Genomic DNA, 19,025 nt, shown 5'->3' on the forward strand with positions numbered 1-19,025 from the left:
TGCAGTCCTCATCCCATGCGGAGAAATTGACGGAGCCGGTCGGATTGCGGGTTCTTCATGACGGTATCGGGGGCGCCACGCTCTTCGACCAGGCCTTTGTGAAGGAAGATGACCTCGCTCGAAATGTCGCGCGCAAGCGCCATCTCGTGAGTGACCATCACCATGGTACGGCCTTCCTCGGCCAGTTTCTTGATCACCTGAAGCACTTCGTTGACGAGCTCGGGATCGAGCGCCGAGGTCGGCTCGTCGAAGAGCATCACTTCGGGTTTCATGGCGAGCGCACGGGCAATGGCCGCGCGTTGCTGCTGCCCGCCGGATAGCTGTGCCGGATATTGATCGCGTTTCGGCGTGATGCCCACTTTTTCCATCAGGACTTCCGCCTCGGCGATCGCGTCCTTGCGCGACGTGCCAAGCACATGGATCGGTCCTTCGATGATGTTTTCGAGGATCGTCCGGTGTGACCACAGGTTGAAGCTCTGGAAGACCATGCCGAGCCGGGTGCGGATATGTTCCAGCTGCCGGGGATCCGCGGCATGCATCTTGCCGCCGCGCGAAGGGACCGTGCGGATGATTTCGCCCGCAACCGAGATTTCGCCCTTGTCCGGCGTTTCGAGATAGTTGATGCAACGAAGCAGGGTGCTCTTGCCCGAGCCGCTGCTGCCGATCAGCGAGATCACGTCGCCCTTGCGGGCTTCGAAGGAGATGCCCTTCAAGACCTCAACGCCGCCGAAACTCTTGTGGATGTCATTTACCGAAAGTGCAGTTTCGACCATTTCAATTCCTCCCGAGGCTTTCAGGCTCACGCCCGAGCGGCGCGATAGCGCGTCATGCGGAACTCGACGACATTCATGACCCGGGTCAGGATGAAGACCACGACGAAATAAATGATGCCGGCGGCAATAAGGGGTTCAAAGATCAGCAGCGATTGTCGTTGCAGCATCCGCGCCGTCCCCATGACTTCGAGAATGGTGATCGTCGAGGCGAGCGATGTCGTCTTCAGCAGGATGATGAGATCGCTCGTCAGGACCGGCATGCAATGGCGGAACGCCTGCGGCAGGGTGACGCGGCGAAGGATCGTCCAGGGCCGCATGCCGACCGAAAGAGCGGCTTCGATCTGGCCTCGCGGGATCGCCTGGATCGCGCCACGGATGACTTCGGCGTTGTAGGACGCCTGGTTCAGGCTGAGTGCGGCGATGGCGTACCAGAGGCCGTCACGCAGGTAGGGCCAGAGGAAGCTGTGGCGAACCCAGGTTCCCGGCAGGATCTGGCCGAGGCCATAGTAGATCAGATAGATCTGCACCAGCAATGGCGTCCCGCGGAAGGCGAAGGTGAAGGCAAAGGCCGGCCAGGCCAGCAGCTTGTACTGCGACAGGCGGGCGAGCGCCGTCAGCGTGCCGATGACGAGGCCGAAGATGCCGGCCGTTACCGTCAGCAGCAGCGTAAGCGGCATCGCCCTGATGAGCGCGGGCAGGAAGGAGATGACGTTGGTGATCGTTTCCATCAGCGATGCCCCCGGTTCAAGTGCTTTTCGATGCGGCTGATGATGAAGACGGAAACCAGTGTGATGAGCAGGAAGAGCAGGGCCGTGAGGCCATAGAAAAGGATGTACTGCTTGGTGCTGGCGGCTGCGCGGTAGCCTGTATAGAGCAGTTCGCTGAACGAACCGAGCACGGAAATGATGGCGCTTTCCTTGGTGATCGACAGCCAGAGATTGCCCATGCCGGGAACGGCGTGGCGCATCATCTGCGGAAGGACGACGCGCGTCAGGATCTTGCGCCGGCGCATGCCGATCGACACGGCCGCCTCGATCTGGCCGGGGGGAACCGCGAGATAGGCGGAGCGCAGAACCTCGGTCATGAAGGCGCCGGAGACGAAGGCGAGCGCGACGATCGCCGCCCAGAAGGGGCTGAACTGGAAATTGGCGCCGACGAGGCCGGCATATTTGAGGAAGCGCTCCGCGCCGCTGGCGACGGAAAAATAGAGCAGCAGGATGACCAGCAGTTCCGGCAGCGAGCGGACGACGGTCGTGTAGAGCCCGGCAATCAGGCGAAGCGACCGACGATGCGAAAGCTTGCCGGCGGCTCCCAGGAAGCCGAAGATCACGGCCACGATGTAGGAGACGATCGATACCTGGAGGGTCATCAGAAAACCCCAGGCAAAATTGGCGCCCCAGCCTTCCGGCCCCCAGCCAAGCAAGTGCCAATATGTATCCATGCGATTACCTGCTCGATCCGGCCTTGCTTGCGGCGATCAGCCGGACAGCCCTTGGTGTTGCCGATGGTGCGGGATCAGGCGCCGTCGGGCCTGTAAAGCCCCGATGCGTGGGCAGACGCGATGTCGCGATGGGAGCGGCAAGGCATATTGCCACGGCGCCCGGGCGCAGCCGAAGCCGCGCCCGGTATCACGCGGTTACTTCTTGCCGAAGATCCACTTGTCGACCAGCTTCTGCGTCGTGCCGTCCTTGTTGAGTTCGGCAAGGGCATTGTCGATCTTGCCGAGCGTGTCGGCATCGCCCTTGCGGGTCGCATAGGCAACGCCTTCGCCGAGCGCGGCGTTCTTCGGCACGTTCAGCTTCACCTCGTAATCGGCGCCGGCATCCGATTTCAGGAACGTCTGGATGTAGAGGTCCGGGATCAGCACATAGTCGACGCGGCCGGCAACGAGATCGGCCACGGAATTGTCGGCGGTGTCATAGCTCTTGGCTTCGGCGCCCTTCAGATATTTCGCGACATAGGCGGCCTGGACGCTGGAGGTCTGGACACCGATGATCTTGCCCGAAACGACGGCCGGATCGATGATCTTGCCCGAGCCGTCCGGCGCGTCGACCGTGGTGATCTTCGTGCTGTCGGACTTGGCGCCGACAAAGGATGTCCCCTCGGTGTAGTAGGGCGTGCTGAAATCCACCACCTTGCGGCGGTCGTCGGTGATCGAGAAGGCGCCGATGATGAAATCGACCTTCTTTTCGTTCAGCGAAGGGATCAGGCCGTCCCAGGCCATCTGCTTGATCTCGCACTTTACCGGCAACTTGGCGCAGACCGCGCGAGACAGATCGGCTTCCAGACCTTCCCACTCGCCGGCGGCATTGACCTGGGTAAAGGGCATGTAGGGTTCAGGCGTCATGCCGAGGCGGATGGTGTCCTCGGCGTGAGCGAGGCCGGCGGACAATAGAATTGCGACGCCGGCGATGATTTTCGATTTGAAGCTGTGCATGCTGTTCTCCCGATTTATTCTTGAGGGTGTTTAACGGCCGTTGCGATACCAGCGCAGCGACATGCAGGACAGGCCTGCGTCGATCTTTCCGATCTGGGTCGTTTTCATCGGCACGACCTTGTAGCCGAGCTTGTCGAGCATCTCGATCGTGCGCGGGAAGTCCGAGCCGACCATGACGACATCGTTGACGCGCAGAGCATTGGCGGCCGGCTCTTCACCTTCCGGAATGATGATCTGCTTGAAATCCTTGAAGACGCCGGAACGGGCGAGACGGGCGGTGGAAAGCACGCTTTCGTCGTCGAGCAGCGAGCAATCGGTCTTGAAATGCAGCACGCCTTCGGGCGTTGCGACGATCTCGGCCTTGCGGCCGAGCTTGGCGATGCAAGCGGAAAGGGCTTCGGCTCCAACCTTGTCGGTGCGCGCCGACAGGCCGATCATGACGCTCTTGGGCGTCGTCAGCACGTCGCCACCGTCGGCAAAGCCCGGGTTCGGCAGGTCAAGGACGGTTTCGAACATGTCGCGCAGCGTCGGCGCGATCTCGACGGTCTCGCCGACGCGGCTGGCCGCACCCGGGCGAAGCAGGATCGCGCCTTCGGTGAAGACGAGGGCCGGATCTTCGACGAAGATCGAGTCGGGAAAGGCTTCCAGCGCCGGAAGGACAGTCACTTCGACGCCGGCATCGCGCATGGCGGCGATATAGGCGTCATGCTCGGCCTTGACGCCCTCGTAGGTCGGGTTGCCCCGATCATCGGCGCGAAGGCCGTTCACGACCGAACGCGAAGGCTCGCGCACGATCACCGAATTGAAGTGATAGACTGATCTTGCTTGCGACATTTCCAGATACCTTTGTTTTCGTACGGGCTTCTCTATCCGGCTCAACCGGCGGCGTAAAGCAATTGTGTGGCTGCGGGTTCCCGGCGCGACAGATGGATGCCGGCGAGCATGCAGCGAACCGATCCGCCCGCCAGTTCGATGGTGGAGACATCGAACGGCAGCAGCTTCGCAGATTGCTCGATCGCCTCGATCTGGGGGGCATCCAGCGCGGAATGAGCCCTGGCGGACAGCACGACCAGCCTGCCGTCGCGGCCGTCCAGCTCGATGGCATTGCCAGCGAAGTTCTCGATCTGCTCGATCGAAAGATCGATCACCTTGCGTCCGGTTTCTTCGAGGCGTGCGATGATTTCGCGCCTGCGGGCGACATCCGGGATCATCTGCGACCCGAGGAGCGCAAAGTCGGTTCCGATGCACATCAATACGTTCGTATGGTAGATCGCCTTGCCGTTGCGATCGACGGCATCGAAGACCATCGGTTCGAAGTTGAAATGCGTGCAGAAGCGCTCCAGCGCAACTTCGTTGGTACGGTTGGAGCGGACGGCGTAGGCAACGCGGCCGATATGATCGAGCACCATGGCGCCGGTGCCTTCGAGATAGACGTGGTCCTTTTCGAGGCCCGAATAGTCGATGACGTCCTGAACGCGATAATCGGTCTTCAACATCTCGATCACGTCGCTGCGCCGTTCGGACTGGCGGCTGGCGGAATACATCGGATAGATGGCGACATGCCCGCCGGAATGCGTCGAGAACCAGTTGTTCGGAAATACGGAGTCGGGTGTCGCGGCCGTCTTGTCTTCGAAGACGTGGACGGTAACGCCGGCGGCGGCCAGGCCCTCGGCCATGCGCGTCACCTCATCGAAGGCGGTGCTGGCGATCGCCGCCGCTGCCCGCTTCTCATCGTTCGACTGGAACGAGTTGTCGTTCGCGGTCATCGGATTCGGCGTAAAGTGATGCGGCCGGATCATGACGACGGACTTCGGCGCCTGTACGGAAAGCTTGCTCATTGCTCAGCCGACGCTCCGTTGCCGGACAGCTGCCGTCTCGCCGGACAGGAATGCCTCGATGCCGATGGATCGGACCAACTCAACGGCATTGCTGCCGCCTGCATATTGAACCACGTTTTCAGCTCCCTCAGGAAGTTCGATGAGGCAGCGTAGGTAGGCATAGCGTCAGATGAAATTTGAGAACTGCAGAAATTCTTACAGAAAACCGAGCAGATTGCTCAATCGATTTGAGCAAGTTGCATGGTAAGTCGCCGGAAGTTTCGGGTGCCCTCTCATTTCCATTCCGAAGGAGGGGAGATTGAAGCTCCGCTCCGCTAAACCGGGAGACAGGCGCCCATCCGTTCAGGCGCCACGGGCAAGGGCGATCGGCCCAGCCACCCGGGCCGCCGTCAGACCTCCATCACGTCCTCGAAGGATTCGGGAAAATTTTCCCGTGCCAGCTTTTCGTTGATGACCAGCATCGCCTCGTAGGAGGTCGGATCGAAATCCTTGTCGGCGGCGATCACCTCCCGCCCGAAGAACAGGTTCAATCGCGCGGCATCCAGATTGCCGCGCTCGAAAGGTTCCGCTCCGAAGTGATGCCAGAGCGCGTGCAGGAAAGCCGCATCGACCCGGTGTTCGGCCGATCCCGGCCGGGCGCGGCGCGGCAGAGACTTGATCGGCGTGACACCCTTGGGATTGGCGCGACGGATGGTGAACTGGATGCCCGTCCCCGGCATGCCAGAGGGGAATCCGCGGTGCTTCGTCATGTCTGGAAGCTTGCCCATGGCTGCTGCTCCTATCTTCTTACGGTCCTGTATATGTTTACCCAATGCCGGCGGACCGGTCGACCGCGTTACAACCCGTCATCGTCCTCCCGTCAACCTATCATGGGAATTTACCCAGGCCATCGGCGCAGTCGCTTCTGAGATCGTTGCGGCATCGCCGCGCGGAAATCCGCCATCCCGGAACGCAGGAAATTCCGGCGCGATGCATGCCGTGCCGGCGCCACACGCGGCGGTGTTTTGCGGAGAAAGATCGGAAAAATATCCGCTGTGGACGAATCATTTCCGTCCCTTGTCGAAAGCCAAGTCGCCTCTACATTCGCGAATCTCTAATGATTTGCGAGGGTTAGTGATTGTGAGTTACGATTGGAGCGGTGCCAGGACACGGCGCATCAAGGCAATCAAGATGGCTGTTTCTGTGGCGATCGTAGTGGCTGTACTGGGCACTCCGACCATGCTTTGGCTGAACGGCTCGTTTTGATTTTTCCGGCCGCAGCCGCGTCTGCCGGTTCCTCGTACATGTTCCATGAAACGGGCCGACAAGGAACCTGCATGTTTCCGGTGCCGGCAGAATCCGACAGGTCGGCCTGATTTCGGGCCGCAGGGAGCTGGCGGTAAGTGGAACCCGGCCAAGGCGTACGCTCCGCGCACGGGCAGCAAGCGACGAGCGCACCATTTCTCTGAGACCGTCAAGGTGCGGCAGCTTCTTCGAGATCGGCATAGACCAGATAGCGAAGCGGGCCGGACGTCACGGCGTCGAAGGGAAAGCAGGTCGCCAGCACGAGATGAACGCCGGGCGCGCTGGTATCGATTTCGGCCTCGTCCCAGCGTGCGACGGCCATATGGGTGACGCGGAAGCTGAAAATCCGGCCATCGCGGCGGGTGATGCGGATACGGTCATTTTCCTTGATGTCCTTGAGAAAACTGAAATGCGTGTCGCGATGCGCGGCATAGACCGCCGTGCCTTCCTCGCCCGCCTGCGGCGTATTGTCGAGATGGCCGGGGCCGAAGGCGAGGGCCTGGCCGCTTGCGCCTTTCAGCGCTATCGCGGAGGCGCCAAGGCGCGGCACCTCTATGCGCGCCACCGGCCAGGTGTCGGCCCAGCTCCATGGCTTGACCGGCACGCCGGACGTCATGCTCCGGGCAAAGGCGCGCTCCAGCAGAACCTGCGCCAGCGCGGCTTTGGCATAAATCCATCCGCCCTGCGCTGCAAGGAGGAGACCGGCCGCTATCAAGATGGCGGCGGCCAGCGTCAGAAGGGAGCGCGCTGGCGCGCTCCCGATGGCTTGGGTCCGGACGGCGGCGATCATGCCCTGTTCCTTTTCGATACGAAGGCCAGCAGCGAAGAGCCAAGCAGCAGGGCAAGCAATCCCTCGAGAATGAACAGCGTAGCCGGGGTTGCCGTTTGCGGCAGCGGAACGCTGGCGGGAGGTGCCGCGGAGATCGGTTCAAGCTCGGCGGCCTCGTCGTCACCTTGCGCGTTGCCGGCTGCCTGGCGGTGTCCGGCGTCAGCCTCCGCATTCCGGGCCGTGCCGATGCCGAGGAGCTTGTTGTAGTCCCAGCCGGCGGGCAGCTGCAGCGGAATGTCGGCCTCGGTCAGCGGCGCGTTCGCCGGGCGCAGGCGCCTGGTATCGACCGCGACAAGGCTGGTCAGGCGGGTGACCAGGTGATGCTCCAGCGCCAGTCGAAGGATGCGCTTGTCGGCTTCCGTCTGTGTGATCTTGCCGAGGGTGAGATTGACCTCGGCATCGTCGATCTGGCGGCGCGCCCAGATCTTTGAGATGCCCTTGGCATTGCTGGCCTGATCGAGCGGCAGCGAAATCGTCCATGGCCGATCGCCGACCATGCCGCTGACCGTCAGGGTGCCGGCCGCCTTCCCCATTCGGGCAGCCAATACGAGCGGTTCGCCATGATAGATGTCGGGCAGCAGGTTCGGCGACAGGCTGACGTTCTTTTCCGAAAAGACCGCCGCGACATTGGTGACGGCAGGGTTCTCCAGCTTGTCGAAGAGGGCGTGCATGCGATCGTTCACTTCGGCGACCGAGCCGATGTGGGTGAAGCTGCCGCGGCCGAGCTCGGCGGCGCGGCTCATCAGATAGGTGTTGGGCGCCGAGCCGATGCCGACCATGAAGATGCGCGAGCGTCCACGCGATGCCGCGATCGCATCGAGAAGCTGCTGCTCGTTGTTGACTTCGCCATCCGTGAGAAACACGACCTGGCGCAATCCGTCGGCCTGATGGCTGTCATCGAGCGCGGCCTGGAGCGGCGGCAGCATTTCGGTTCCGCCGGCAGCCTCCAGGCTGGTGACGAAGCGGCGAGCCTTGGCAATGTTGTCAGCCGTCGCCACGACCGAATCCGGGAAGAACTTGGTCATCGTGTCGTCGAAGCGGATGACGTTGAAGCGGTCGTTCGGCTCCAGCCGGGACAGGGCGTAATCGAGGCTTGCCCTTGCCTGCTCGATCGACGTGCCGCCCATGGAGCCGGAATTGTCGATGACGAAGACGACTTCGCGGCCAGCCTTTTGCGGCGTCGCTACGGCCGGCGGGGTTACATAGGCGAGTACGTAATCATCCTTGCCGACGCGTTCGCGGAAGAGGCCGACGCTCGGCACGTTGCTTGCGACCGCATTCCATTCGAGCACGAAATCACGCTCCGCCGTCGTATCGCCGTCCAGAACGATGCGGCGTGCCTGGTCGTTTATCTTGTCGATCCTGACTGCGTGATAGAGGCTTTTGACATCGTCGACCGGGAAACCGGCATTGAGGTTGACTTTGAGCGTGACGGGATTGGTGCGGTCGCTATCGGGAGCGATCAGCGGCGCGGACACGGGCTTGCCGCTGCCTTTGCGCGAGGCGCTTTCCCGGGTGCTTCCCCAGCCGGCCTTCAGGTCGGCATTCTGTGTAATGGGCGATGTGTCCTGCGGGGTGTAGCGCGGGGCGACGACCAGCGGAACCCGCAGGGAGAAGCGGCCGTCCGCCAGGCGCACGGCTTGCTGATACTCGATCTGCACGACGATCTTTTCATGCGGGCCTATATTTGCGACCGCGTTGGTGAAGACGTTCGGGCGCTGCTGCTCCACGAGGGTCGCCTTCTTGCCTTCACGGCGCGCCTTCTCGTAGATGGCGCGGGCGGCCTGTTTTTCCTTGATGTCGGCGACGATCACACGGTTGCCGACGATCATCTTCAGGGAATAGACCGCGCTGTCTTCGGGAAGAGGGAAGACGTAGAGGGCCTCGACCCATTTGTCGGTCGAGTTTTCGAAAGCCTGCGTCAGGACAGCCCGTGCAGTCGGTCCGTTGACGTCGATGTCGACATCGGTCGCAAGCCGGGGTGCCTCGATATATTTGCCGTCCTGCGTCGTTTGCAGCAGAAGGCTGCCCGCGCCCATTTCGTTCGGCGTGACGAAGGCTGCCGGCTGTGCATGCGATTCCAGAGGGTGCAGCAAGGCGAAGATGACGGCAAGCACCGGCAGCAGGATGGCATTGCTGAACCATAATAGCAGGCCGAATCTTGTGAGGACGGTTCGCCGATGTTGACGGCGCGAGAGGCTTGGCAGGGCTGACATGACAGGCTCCTTGTTCGTTGAGGAATGACTGAAGCCATTGTCAACAAAGGCTATTTTCCCGCCAGCGTAAGCTTTGCCCTGTTTCGTCCGCATCTTGCCGTAAACGGTCTTGTCGATGGCGGGCATGTGTGGAATTGTGAAGAAAATTACGCAATCAGGAAATGAATGAATGGTCCAGGGCGACCCCTACCTATCCGATCACCAGAACAGTGCCGTGGCGGAGCGGGTTCGCGAAGAAATCGCCCGGAGGCGTATTTCCAGGCAGCGTCTCGCCAACGACGCGCGCATCAGCCTTTCGACGCTGGAGAAGGCTCTTTCCGGACATCGGCCCTTCACGCTTGCGACCATCATCCGCCTGGAGCAGGCGATGGGCGTGGTTCTGCGCGAAGCGGGAGGCGCGCAATCGTCTTCGATCAACGACAGGCCGGGCCACGCTCCTGAAGAGCTCGGCGCCTATTCGCGCGCTTCGGTGTCCTGGCTCGAGGGCATCTACCTGACGCTTCGACCGTCCTTCGGCGATCCGGATGCGATCTTTGCCTATTGCACGGAAATCGCCTGGGATGGAGAAAGCACGCGCCTGAGCTTCAAGGAGCGCGAGCGCAGCGATGCGTCTTTTTCACAGCAAGGCTCGGTATCCGTTCCGCATCTGTCGGGGCATATCTATCTCGTGACGAATTCGTCCGGGCAGTATCGCATGGCGATATTGTCCCGGCCGAGCATAACGGGTGAGATGTTCGGTCTCCTGACGACGTTGCGCGCCGGTCAGGGTTCGCATCTCACGCCGGTCTCGACGCCGTTGGCGCTGCTGCCGATCTCGGCTTTTGCGCAACCGTCGCTGGGGCGTGTCTCGGCAGGGGACCGCAATCACGAAGCCTACTCCGCCATAATGCGCAGAATTACCGGCGAGAGCTATGCCGGCTTCGTCGGCTGAGACCTGCCGGCGGGTGCGCTGTCAGCGGGCATCGTGAAAAATGATGCCGACCGTATGGCGCATGCCGGAACGGACCCGGCTGACGCCATGCCTGAGATTGACACGGTAGTTTCCCTTTGCTCCCCGCACAGGGCGATTGTGAACGGCGAAAGCGACGGCATCTCCCTGCCGAAGCGGCACCACCTCCGCACGGCTTTGCATGCGCGGCCGCTGCTCGGTCAAAACGAACTCGCCTCCGGTAAAGTCCCGTCCCGGCTCGGAAAGCAGGATTGCGACCTGGATGGGAAAGGCAAGCGCGCCGTAGAGATCCTGGTGCAGGCAGTTGAAGTCTCCCGGCACGTATTGCAGCAGCAGTGGCGTCGGGCGCGTCTGGCCGGCCTCATGGCATTGTTTCAGGAAGCAGGCGTGGTCCTCCGGGTAGCGTTGCGCGATGCCCATGCGTTCGTTCCAGCCGTTTGCGATGCCGGCCAGACGGGGGTAAAGCGTGCTGCGCAACCCGGCCAAAAGCGCCGGCAGCGGATAGCTGAAGTCGCGGTATTCGCCTTTCCCGAAGCCGTGACGCGCCATGACGACATGGCTCCGGAAGTGATGTTCCTGCGGATAAAGCCCGGAGATCGCATCGCACTCCTGCGGTGCGAGAAGTTTGGGGAGAATGGCGCAGCCGAAGCCGTCAAGCTCTGCTGCAAGAGCCTGCCAATCATAGGTGTCGACCCGCGCCGCGACAGAACGTTCCGCGGGGATCGGAGCGATGGTGGATGTCGATGTGTGCATGTCATGTCCTCGGTCTGAGCGGCATTCGATACGTCCGGGGCCGCGAGACCTCGAATGCTAGCGTCCGAAACGGATCGGCAGCCACCCGATTTCCGATGGAATGCGAGGGAGAATTGATGTCGTCCGCGCTTTACGCTTTTGCACGCTGCAGAACATGCAGGATGTGTTTCCGAAGCCCGTGAGGAGAATGAGGCGGTCGGCGGGGTGCCAACGGCGGGATAGCCGTTATCCGCGCCTCAATAACGCGCCTGCAGCAGCAGCCGGAAGAGATGTGCGCGGTTCTCCGCGCCGAAGCTGCCGTTATAATCCAGCGCAAGCGAAATCTGCTGGCTGAGCGCAATGTCGAAGCCCGCATCGACCACCAGCGCGTCCCGGTCGACCACGGTCCCGCTTTCGGTGAAGATGTCTCCGCCGGCGAAAGCCATGCGGGAGGTGATATCCAGATCGCCGAATGCGTGCCGCCAGCCGAGCGAGCCATAGAGTTTTGCCGGCATGTCCGCCAAGGCGATGTCCCGCTCCGCCCGCGCGCCAAACGTGGCGAAGGTAATTGCCGATTGATCGGCGCTGCCGCTCAGGGCGGCCGCACCGCCGCGCTCTGAAAATGAGCTCGTTCGAACATCGGTGAACGTCACGTTCGCAAACGGCTCGAGGCGCGTATCGCCCATGGAAATCTCGTAGGCCAGTTCGCCGAACGCCTGCGCGGTATAGGCATGATAATCGGCTCGCAGCGAATCCGCATAGCCGGAGAAGTCGATGTCGCGCAGGGTGGAAACCGATTGCAGGCTATAGGTGCCTCCGAGCCGCAGCGCCAGCGGTCCCCATTCTCGCCCGGCATAAAGCCCGATATTGTAGTTGTCGGTATCGGCATGGGCCGAGACGCCGGATTGGGAGAAGCGGCTGCGGCCGTAGCCGGCGAGCGCACCGACACGCCAATCCGAGTCGTAAAGCGTGGTATCGAAGCCGAACAGCACGCCGCCGGTGCTGCTGCTGCCGCCGTCCGAGGAGGTCCATCCTCCATAGGGCGCGCTCCAGAATGCGGCCAGGCCATTGGCGGGATCGGAGAGAATGCCGTCGATGGCTTTTTCCGATGCCGTCGTCTCGTGCCGGTCGCCATTTGTGTAGGCAAGGCCGGCATCGCCCGATACCCGTGCCTGCTTGATGCTGACGGCAATGCCTCCTTGCATGCCGCGAAGGCGATCGATGGCGGCATCGCGGACAAAACGGCCATTGTCGAAGGCTACCCCGGCGAGCGACGTATGAATTTCGCCGGCAAGCTGCTTCAGCGCTCCGGATGCTTCATCCATGCTCAATACCGAGACGGCATCGTACAGACTGTTCGAGGCTCCAAGGCTTTCGATGCCGCCCGCTGCCGCGCGCTGGTTTGCATTCGTGCCTGCGGTCGCAAAGGAAGTGTCGTTGCGTTGCAGGGTGAGATCGATCGTGCCGCTGGAATAGTCGAGAACAGGGGTGACGAAAGCGTAATTCGACTTAATCGTGTCGAAGCTGCCGGAAACTCCGCCGGCGGCGGAGAGAATGGTGTAGCTCGTAAAGGCTTTCAGGCCGCTGCCGGCCAGCGAAAGCGTTCCGCCGTTCAGGCTGGCCGTTCCGGTAACGTCGATCCGATCGGCGGCGGTGTCATTGCTTTCAATGAGAACGGTCGAGCCGCTTTGAGTGGTCAGATCGCCGTCGATCGTCAATGTGCCGATGCCGTTGTCGCCCGGAGACAGGGTCGCGCCGGCTCCCACCACGGTCGAGCCGACCGTGCCCGTACCGCCGAGCAGGCCGTAGCCGCTGAGATTGATCGACCCGCCAAGCGTGCCGTCGACGATCAGGCTGCCGCCGGAGACCGAGGTCACGCCACTGAACGCGCTGGAATTGCCGGTCAGGGTCACGTCTCCGGATGCGACATAGAGCGAGCCATTGCCGTCGATCGCCGCATTCACGGTTTGCGGCGTACCGCCAAAATTGAAGACGAGAGAGCCATTGCCGCTGCCGAAGTGAATGGCATCGACGTCGAGCGTCGCCGCGCCTGTTGCCGTCTGGCCGAGCGCTGAACCGATATTGACCGAGGCGGTGGAACCGGCTTGAGCCGCAATCGTCACGCTCGGGGCAGACAGCGTCGAGCCGCCGCTCAGGGTGAGGCTGGCATCGCCTGCATTGCCGACCGTCAATCCGTTGTCGACCGAAAGCGTCGATCCGTTTCCGGTTACGGTGACTGCGCCGCTGCTGCCCGCCGCATCGCCGATGGTCGCGCTTGCCGTGTGGACCGTGCCTCCCTGGATGACGTCCAGCGTGCCGCTTCCGGCATCGCCGATGATCATGTCGCCCTGGTTGCTCCAGGTCGAGCCGTCGCCGGTGACGGTGGCCGAGCCGCTGGAGCCGGAAGACGTGCCGATGCTGGCGCTCTGGCTCGTCAGCGCACCTTCCGACGACACCGCAAGGCTTCCCGTGCCTCCGCTGGCGCTGCCGACATCGAGCTCGCCGTCGATCGACCAGTGGCTGCCGCCGCCGCTGACAAGCGCCTGACCATTGCCGCCCGCGCCGGTGCCGAGCGATGCGTCGCCCGTCGAAAGGGTTGCGCCCGCCAGGACCTGTAGCGATCCGCTTCCGGCCGCGCCGTCCTGCAGCTCGCCGCTCATGTCGAAATGGCTGCCATTGCCGACGACGACGAGCGTGCCGCTGGACGAGGCTTCCTTGCCGAGCGTCGCCGTTGCCGCACTGGCGCTTGCCGATCCGGAAACGGTCACGGAGCCGGATCCCTCGTTGCCGACGGTCAGGTCGGCATTGATATCCCAGTGCGAGCCGGTGCCATCGACCGTCACCGCGCCAGCCGAATTTTTCCCGTCGGCAATGACGGCCGAACTGCTCGTGACCGCGCCGCCGGTGCTGATGTCGAGCCTGCCGTCGGCACCCGAGCTGTCCGCATCGGCATGATCGCCGCCGACCAGCAACGCGCCGGTATCCCACAGCGAACCGACACCGCCGACGGTGACGGAACCGCTGGCAAAACGGCCGACGATGGCAGACCCGCTCGACACCGTTGCACCGGAATAGATCGAAAGCGCGCCGTCTCCGCTGGAGCCGACCGTCAGAAGCCCGCTGGTGGTCCATTGAGAGCCCAGGCCGGACACCGTCGCCGAACTGGCGCCGTTACCGCTTCCAAGGCCGATCGTTGCATTGTCGTTCGAAACGGTCGCACCGGTTGATATGACGATCGTGCCGGTGCCGTCGCCACCGACGATCAGGTCCCCGTCGATCAGCCAGCTTGTTCCCGCGCCTGAAACCGACGCGTCGCCCGAACTTCCCGCGGCATATCCGAGCGTTGCATCGCCGGTGCTCGCCGTGGCACCATCGGCCAGATCGAACGAGCCTTGCCCGTTGTAACCGACGAACAGCGGCTGGCTGCCGGAAAGCGTGAACGAGGATTGGCCGTTGACGACGATGCTGCCGCTGCTTCCGGCCGCGGAACCGATATAGACGGGCCCTCCGCCCTCATATTGACCGCCGGCGCTGATCGTGAGCGTCGCGGTTCCCTGGTCGCCGACCAGGAGCGTGCCACTGTTCTGCCAGTCCGCGGCGGCACCGGTCAGATCGAAAACGCCGCCGGCACCCGCATGCGAACCGATCGAAGCGGAAGAGGTCTGCAGCGAGCCGAGAACCGTCAACGCACCGTCCCCATCGAGCCCGACGGTGAGATCGCCTGCCGAGGCGGAACTGCCGGCTATGATTTCGGGGGCAACGGCGCCGCCGTCGATCGTGACGGAATCTGTGGAGCCGGGCACGGATGCGGCCGACCAGTTGCCCGCATTGTTCCAGTTGCTGTCTACCCCGCCCGTCCACGATAAAGACGCCGCGAGGGCAGCTGCCGAGGCGAGGCAGGCCGACATCGGTACGAGAAAGGTCGATATGCGCAGGGCGGCGCGCGCAGCAGCCAGCATTGAAAAGCGTCCTACAACGTGTTGTTGCACATTGTTAGAAACAGCATTTATGGTTAACGATCTGTAAACCCGGCTCAAAATTCGGTGTTTCCTGCGCCGACGCGCCGCGATTTCCAACCCTCCGTGACCATCATGAAGGCCGGCCGGCATTTCACGGCATGACAGCTGGCAAGTGGCCTCGCCGGATTGCGAGGTGGAAGCCGCGCCCTTCCGAGAGTCGCGACGGCGAAGGTCGGGTGCCTTGATGCTACACTTCGATACAGTTTGGCCGTTTCCGGAAATTTGGCGGATACAATTTGCCGCGATCCTCCACCCAGACCATCGATCTGGCCGGAGTCAAACATGAAGCTCGCTCTCCTTGGCGCATTTGCCGTTTCAAGCCTTGCCGTCGGCATCGCCGCCTCGCAATCCGCCCCGACCGTTGCGCCGCCGGAAAACGCCTCGCCGATCTATGGCGTGACCATCCCGGAGGGTTATCGGGACTGGCGGTTCATTGCGCCGGCGCAGGAGGCTCCGCCGCTCGACGAGCTGCGTGCGGTGCTCGGCAATGACATCGCCGTCGACGCCTACAAGAAGGGCATCCTGCCTTTTCCGGATGGATCGATCCTTGTCAAACTTGCCTATAAGCGCAAGCAATCGACGGAGTTCGCGCCGGCAACCGTGCCGGGAACGCCGACTACCGTGCAGGTCATGGTGAAGGATTCGAAGAAATATCCCGACAGTCACGGCTGGGGATTTGGACGGTTCGTCAACGGCAAGCCGGTCGATATCGCTCAGCACGAGACCTGTCTCAGCTGCCATGTCGGCAATGTGAAGGATCACGACTACGTCTTCACGCGCTACGCGCCGTAAGTCCCGTCAACTGCGCTGAACTGGAATTGCCGGCCCGAGCGCGCCGCATTGGGGCTGGCCGGCTATCCACGGCTTCCCCTCCCGCCGGGATAGCCGCTCATTCCGAGACCGGGATGCGATTGTCGCCGCATCCCGGTCTCGGTCGTATCGAGGCGACCATTGTTCCATCCCATCCCATGCCGGTAACAGGGCTGCCGCCGAAAACGGTGAAGGTGCGCCTTGTCCATTTGGTCGCGTTTGCCGCCGACACCGGGAAATGTCCGGTCTGTATTCCATTGTAGTTTTGGACGGTTCGGACACCGCAAGATACAATTCGACGCAGTTGAAGACACAACCGGGATACACACGGCACGCAAAACTTCGCGGCAATCAACAAACCTCCCGAACCTATGGAGATGCAGATGCCGCCTTTTTCATACCCATTGAACCGACGCGCCTTCGTGACCGGAGCCGCCGTCGCCGGAGCAGCCGCCATGCTGAAACCGGCAATGTCCCTCGCCGGCTCCGAAGCCTTGCCGGACGGAATCAAGCCGTTCAAGGTCCATATCCCGGACAGCGCGATCGCAGATTTGAAGCAGCGCCTCGCGATGGCCCGATGGCCGCTCAAGGAAAACGTTGCGGACGACTCCCAGGGCGTGCAGCTGGAGCGTCTGCGCGATCTCGTTGGATATTGGGCCGAAGGCTACGATTGGCGGAAGGTGGAGCAGAAACTCAACTCCCTTCCGATGTTCATGACGGAAATCGACGGGCTGGATATTCACTTCATCCATGTGCGCTCGCCGCACGACAACGCAATGCCGCTGATCATGACCCATGGCTGGCCGGGCTCGATCCTCGAAATGCTCAAGGTCATCGATCCGCTGACGAACCCGACGGCTCATGGCGGCAAGGCCGAAGATGCATTCCATCTCGTGGTGCCGTCGATCCCCGGCTTCGGTTTCTCCGGCAAGCCGACGACGAAGGGGTGGGGGTCGGACCATATCGGCAGGGCATGGGGCACGCTCATGCATCGCCTCGGCTACGAGCGCTTCGTTTCGCAGGGCGGAGATTGCGGCTCTGTCATTTCCCAGCGCATGGCGCTCCAGAACGTGCCGGGATTGCTCGGCATCCATCTTAACATGCCTGGCATCGTTCCCACGGAGATTGCCCATATTCTCGCCGCCGGCGACCCGGCTCCGGCAAACCTGACCGAAAAGGAGCGCGCCTGCTTCGACAAGCTGGCGGCATTCTATCGGGACAGCTCGGGTTACGCGAACATGATGGTAACGCGACCGCAAACCATCGGCTACTCGCTTGTCGATTCGCCGGTCGGCCTCGCAGCATGGATCTACGACAAGTTTGCGACCTGGACCTACAGCGACAAGCACCCGGAAAAAGTTCTGAGCCGCGACGAGATGCTGGACGACATCTCGCTTTACTGGTTCACGCAAACCGGAACCTCCGCGGCCCAGATCTACTGGGAAGATCATTCCAACAACTTCAACGCCATCCGGATTCCAACCCTGCCCGTCGCGGTCAGCGTCTTTCCGGGGGAGATCTACCAGGCGCCGAGGAGCTGGACCGAGCGTTGCTACGGCAACCTGATCTACTTCAACGAGGCCGATAACGGCGGACATTTCGCGGCTTGGGAACAGCCGACGATTTTCACCGGCGAAGTCCGGGCTGCGTTCCGCTCGCTGCGGTAAGCGCAACGCAGCCTCTTATCCGGTGAAAACCTCGCAGGCGAGCAATGCCCCAAGTTCGCCTGCGAGAGGAGCCGCCTTGGCGGGCCGTATTTGCGAGGCCCGATGGCACGGGGACTGCCGATCTGCTTCCTACCCACCGCAGGGGCGCAAGGCCCCTATGCAAACGCGTTGCGGCGTGCCGAAAGCGAGCCGATGCCCATCAGCGCAGCCAGGATGACCGGCATGCACACGAGATATGCGGTGCGGACACCCGCATGCTCGGCGACGAATCCAAGCAGCGGCGGGGCCAGGAAGAAGACGACGAAAGACATTTGCCCAAGGGCGGCAACGTTGACGTGAGCCGGACGGTCGGTGCGCTGGGCGGCCGCGGAAACCGCAAGCGGATAGACTGCGCTGCATCCGGCGCCCATGCAGGCAAAGCCCAGGAGCGCCAGATGGGGATGAGGCGCGAGCCAGACGGCGCAAAGCCCGGCGGTCGAAAGCAGCAGGAGGAAAAGCGCGACTGACCGGGAGCCGAAGCGGTCGACGAACCGATCCGCAAACAGTCTCGCCAGCGCCATGAAAAAGGTAAACAGCGTCAGTCCGAGGCCGCCGATGAACGGCTCGACGTGAAAGACGTCGCGCATGTAGATCGCCGACCAGTCGATGCCGGCGCCCTCGACGAGGAATGCGGCAATGCCGATCACGCATAGCGGCAGCAATCCAAGCGTCGGAAGGGCGATATGGCCGGTGTCGACGTGATCATGCGTGGGGCGGGCCGGCGTATTGCGCATGCCGGCTATGGTCAGCGAACCCACGACGAGGACAAAGGCGAATGTCAGGGCAAGGTGCAGTTGCATCGGAATGCCGGCCTGCCGGACCGCCGACGATACGAGGGCGGTGACGAAAAAGCCGAGGCTCCAGAAACCATGCGCGCGGTTCATCACGCCTCGTCCGAGCTGCGCCTCGATGCGATCGATCTCGACATTGAGGTTGATTTCGAGCGCCCCGGCCAGCAGACCCTCGCAAAACAGCACGGCGAAAACCAGGGGAGCGGCTCCCATCCATGGCACGAGCGCCAGGGATGCGGAGGTCCCGAGCACGGTGATGAATGCCGTCCTGCGCGCACCAAGCCGTGCCACGATCGGCGACGCGAAGGTGAGCGATATCAGGGCGCCGATGGCGGCGCCGATCAGCGTCAGGCCAAGCTCGGACTTGTCGATCGCTAGGGCATCCTGGAGGTCGGGAAGGCGGGACAGCAACGCGCCGATCGACACCGCAAAGAGGAAAAAGCAGACGTAAACCCGCTGCTGCGGTTCAAGGCGCATTTGAGGCTCCGGAGAATCTGGACACAGGTGAGATAGACAGGGTCTATCCGAAAGCAACCAGCGCTGGCAATACGACCGGCCTCAAATGATCCGGCGAACGTAAACGCCCGGCTCCCGCAGTACCGGAGCTGGGCCTTCTGGCCGCAGAGATTCACGCTGTCCCG

At 62.5% G+C, this 19,025-nt stretch carries 16 protein-coding genes; 4 read left to right on the forward strand and 12 right to left on the reverse strand.

Annotation, left to right across the window (positions count from 1 at the left end):
* Positions 1-8: 8 nt before the first annotated feature.
* From ACJJVH_RS27940 to ACJJVH_RS27970, 7 genes are all read right to left on the reverse strand, one after another.
* Positions 9-773: an ATP-binding cassette domain-containing protein gene (locus tag ACJJVH_RS27940; RefSeq protein WP_112795117.1), complete on the reverse strand. Its 765-nt coding sequence runs from the start codon at positions 771-773 to the stop codon at positions 9-11.
* Positions 774-799: 26 nt separating this feature from the next.
* Entirely contained in the window at positions 800-1,501 is a 702-nt protein-coding gene (locus tag ACJJVH_RS27945) for an ABC transporter permease (RefSeq protein ID WP_412066723.1), read from the reverse strand.
* A complete protein-coding gene (locus ACJJVH_RS27950; protein WP_113358556.1) occupies positions 1,501-2,214 on the reverse strand; it encodes an ABC transporter permease subunit in 714 nt (237 codons plus the stop codon). The genes ACJJVH_RS27945 and ACJJVH_RS27950 overlap by 1 nt, the downstream gene beginning before the upstream one ends.
* A gap of 195 nt (positions 2,215-2,409) precedes the next feature.
* Complete coding sequence (locus ACJJVH_RS27955; protein WP_112795120.1) at positions 2,410-3,210, reverse strand: transporter substrate-binding domain-containing protein; 801 nt, start codon at positions 3,208-3,210, stop codon at positions 2,410-2,412.
* A gap of 30 nt (positions 3,211-3,240) precedes the next feature.
* Positions 3,241-4,044, reverse strand: a complete 804-nt coding sequence (locus ACJJVH_RS27960; protein WP_412066724.1) for a dimethylarginine dimethylaminohydrolase family protein — start codon at positions 4,042-4,044, stop codon at positions 3,241-3,243.
* A 41-nt stretch (positions 4,045-4,085) separates the two neighbouring features.
* A complete protein-coding gene (ctlX, locus tag ACJJVH_RS27965; RefSeq protein ID WP_112795122.1) occupies positions 4,086-5,048 on the reverse strand; it encodes a citrulline utilization hydrolase CtlX in 963 nt (320 codons plus the stop codon).
* A 389-nt stretch (positions 5,049-5,437) separates the two neighbouring features.
* On the reverse strand, positions 5,438-5,815 hold the full coding sequence (locus tag ACJJVH_RS27970) for a hypothetical protein (protein WP_112795123.1): 378 nt from the start codon (positions 5,813-5,815) through the stop codon (positions 5,438-5,440).
* Here ACJJVH_RS27970 and ACJJVH_RS27975 point away from each other — a divergent pair.
* Positions 5,814-6,293, forward strand: a complete 480-nt coding sequence (locus ACJJVH_RS27975; protein ID WP_412066725.1) for a hypothetical protein — start codon at positions 5,814-5,816, stop codon at positions 6,291-6,293. The two genes, ACJJVH_RS27970 and ACJJVH_RS27975, sit on opposite strands and share 2 nt — an antisense overlap.
* 208 nt (positions 6,294-6,501) lie before the next feature.
* Here the strand turns inward: ACJJVH_RS27975 and ACJJVH_RS27980 are convergent, their stop codons facing one another.
* The gene (locus tag ACJJVH_RS27980) at positions 6,502-7,122 is read right to left on the reverse strand and encodes a class GN sortase (protein ID WP_412066726.1); all 621 of its coding nucleotides are present in this window, start codon (positions 7,120-7,122) and stop codon (positions 6,502-6,504) included.
* Positions 7,119-9,377, reverse strand: coding sequence for a marine proteobacterial sortase target protein (locus tag ACJJVH_RS27985; protein WP_412066727.1), 2,259 nt, complete (start codon positions 9,375-9,377; stop codon positions 7,119-7,121). The genes ACJJVH_RS27980 and ACJJVH_RS27985 overlap by 4 nt, the downstream gene beginning before the upstream one ends.
* Positions 9,378-9,546: 169 nt before the next feature.
* On the opposite strand from ACJJVH_RS27985, the gene ACJJVH_RS27990 reads away from it, so the two are divergent.
* On the forward strand, positions 9,547-10,308 hold the full coding sequence (locus ACJJVH_RS27990) for a helix-turn-helix domain-containing protein (protein ID WP_412066728.1): 762 nt from the start codon (positions 9,547-9,549) through the stop codon (positions 10,306-10,308).
* A gap of 21 nt (positions 10,309-10,329) precedes the next feature.
* On the opposite strand, the gene ACJJVH_RS27995 is transcribed toward ACJJVH_RS27990, so the two are convergent.
* Both ACJJVH_RS27995 and ACJJVH_RS28000 read right to left on the reverse strand, forming a co-directional pair.
* Positions 10,330-11,079, reverse strand: coding sequence for a 2OG-Fe(II) oxygenase (locus ACJJVH_RS27995; protein ID WP_412066729.1), 750 nt, complete (start codon positions 11,077-11,079; stop codon positions 10,330-10,332).
* Positions 11,080-11,315: 236 nt separating this feature from the next.
* Entirely contained in the window at positions 11,316-15,017 is a 3,702-nt protein-coding gene (locus tag ACJJVH_RS28000) for an autotransporter domain-containing protein (protein WP_412066730.1), read from the reverse strand.
* Positions 15,018-15,359: 342 nt separating this feature from the next.
* Between ACJJVH_RS28000 and ACJJVH_RS28005 the strand changes: the two genes are divergently transcribed.
* On the forward strand, positions 15,360-15,869 hold the full coding sequence (locus ACJJVH_RS28005; protein WP_112795129.1) for a cytochrome P460 family protein: 510 nt from the start codon (positions 15,360-15,362) through the stop codon (positions 15,867-15,869).
* Between the two features lie 395 nt (positions 15,870-16,264).
* A complete protein-coding gene (locus ACJJVH_RS28010) occupies positions 16,265-17,554 on the forward strand; it encodes an epoxide hydrolase (RefSeq protein WP_162749168.1) in 1,290 nt (429 codons plus the stop codon).
* Positions 17,555-17,709: 155 nt separating this feature from the next.
* On the opposite strand, the gene ACJJVH_RS28015 is transcribed toward ACJJVH_RS28010, so the two are convergent.
* The gene (locus ACJJVH_RS28015; protein ID WP_113405351.1) at positions 17,710-18,861 is read right to left on the reverse strand and encodes an MFS transporter; all 1,152 of its coding nucleotides are present in this window, start codon (positions 18,859-18,861) and stop codon (positions 17,710-17,712) included.
* Positions 18,862-19,025: the final 164 nt, after the last annotated feature.

It is taken from the genome of Rhizobium sp. SYY.PMSO, assembly GCF_046840415.1.
Taxonomy (GTDB): Bacteria; Pseudomonadota; Alphaproteobacteria; order Rhizobiales; family Rhizobiaceae; genus Rhizobium.

Coding starts and splice junctions, on each gene's coding strand:
- ACJJVH_RS27980 (WP_412066726.1), bottom strand. CDS start 7,122: ATGATCGCCGCCGTCCGGACCCAAGCCATCGGGAGCGCGCCAGCGCGC.
- ACJJVH_RS27960 (WP_412066724.1), bottom strand. CDS start 4,044: ATGTCGCAAGCAAGATCAGTCTATCACTTCAATTCGGTGATCGTGCGC.
- ACJJVH_RS27995 (WP_412066729.1), bottom strand. CDS start 11,079: ATGCACACATCGACATCCACCATCGCTCCGATCCCCGCGGAACGTTCT.
- ACJJVH_RS28000 (WP_412066730.1), bottom strand. CDS start 15,017: ATGCTGGCTGCTGCGCGCGCCGCCCTGCGCATATCGACCTTTCTCGTA.
- ACJJVH_RS28015 (WP_113405351.1), bottom strand. CDS start 18,861: ATGCGCCTTGAACCGCAGCAGCGGGTTTACGTCTGCTTTTTCCTCTTT.
- ACJJVH_RS27950 (WP_113358556.1), bottom strand. CDS start 2,214: ATGGATACATATTGGCACTTGCTTGGCTGGGGGCCGGAAGGCTGGGGC.
- ACJJVH_RS28005 (WP_112795129.1), top strand. CDS start 15,360: ATGAAGCTCGCTCTCCTTGGCGCATTTGCCGTTTCAAGCCTTGCCGTC.
- ACJJVH_RS27990 (WP_412066728.1), top strand. CDS start 9,547: ATGGTCCAGGGCGACCCCTACCTATCCGATCACCAGAACAGTGCCGTG.
- ACJJVH_RS27970 (WP_112795123.1), bottom strand. CDS start 5,815: ATGGGCAAGCTTCCAGACATGACGAAGCACCGCGGATTCCCCTCTGGC.
- ACJJVH_RS27940 (WP_112795117.1), bottom strand. CDS start 773: ATGGTCGAAACTGCACTTTCGGTAAATGACATCCACAAGAGTTTCGGC.
- ctlX (WP_112795122.1), bottom strand. CDS start 5,048: ATGAGCAAGCTTTCCGTACAGGCGCCGAAGTCCGTCGTCATGATCCGG.
- ACJJVH_RS27985 (WP_412066727.1), bottom strand. CDS start 9,377: ATGTCAGCCCTGCCAAGCCTCTCGCGCCGTCAACATCGGCGAACCGTC.
- ACJJVH_RS27975 (WP_412066725.1), top strand. CDS start 5,814: ATGGCTGCTGCTCCTATCTTCTTACGGTCCTGTATATGTTTACCCAAT.
- ACJJVH_RS28010 (WP_162749168.1), top strand. CDS start 16,265: ATGCAGATGCCGCCTTTTTCATACCCATTGAACCGACGCGCCTTCGTG.
- ACJJVH_RS27945 (WP_412066723.1), bottom strand. CDS start 1,501: ATGGAAACGATCACCAACGTCATCTCCTTCCTGCCCGCGCTCATCAGG.
- ACJJVH_RS27955 (WP_112795120.1), bottom strand. CDS start 3,210: ATGCACAGCTTCAAATCGAAAATCATCGCCGGCGTCGCAATTCTATTG.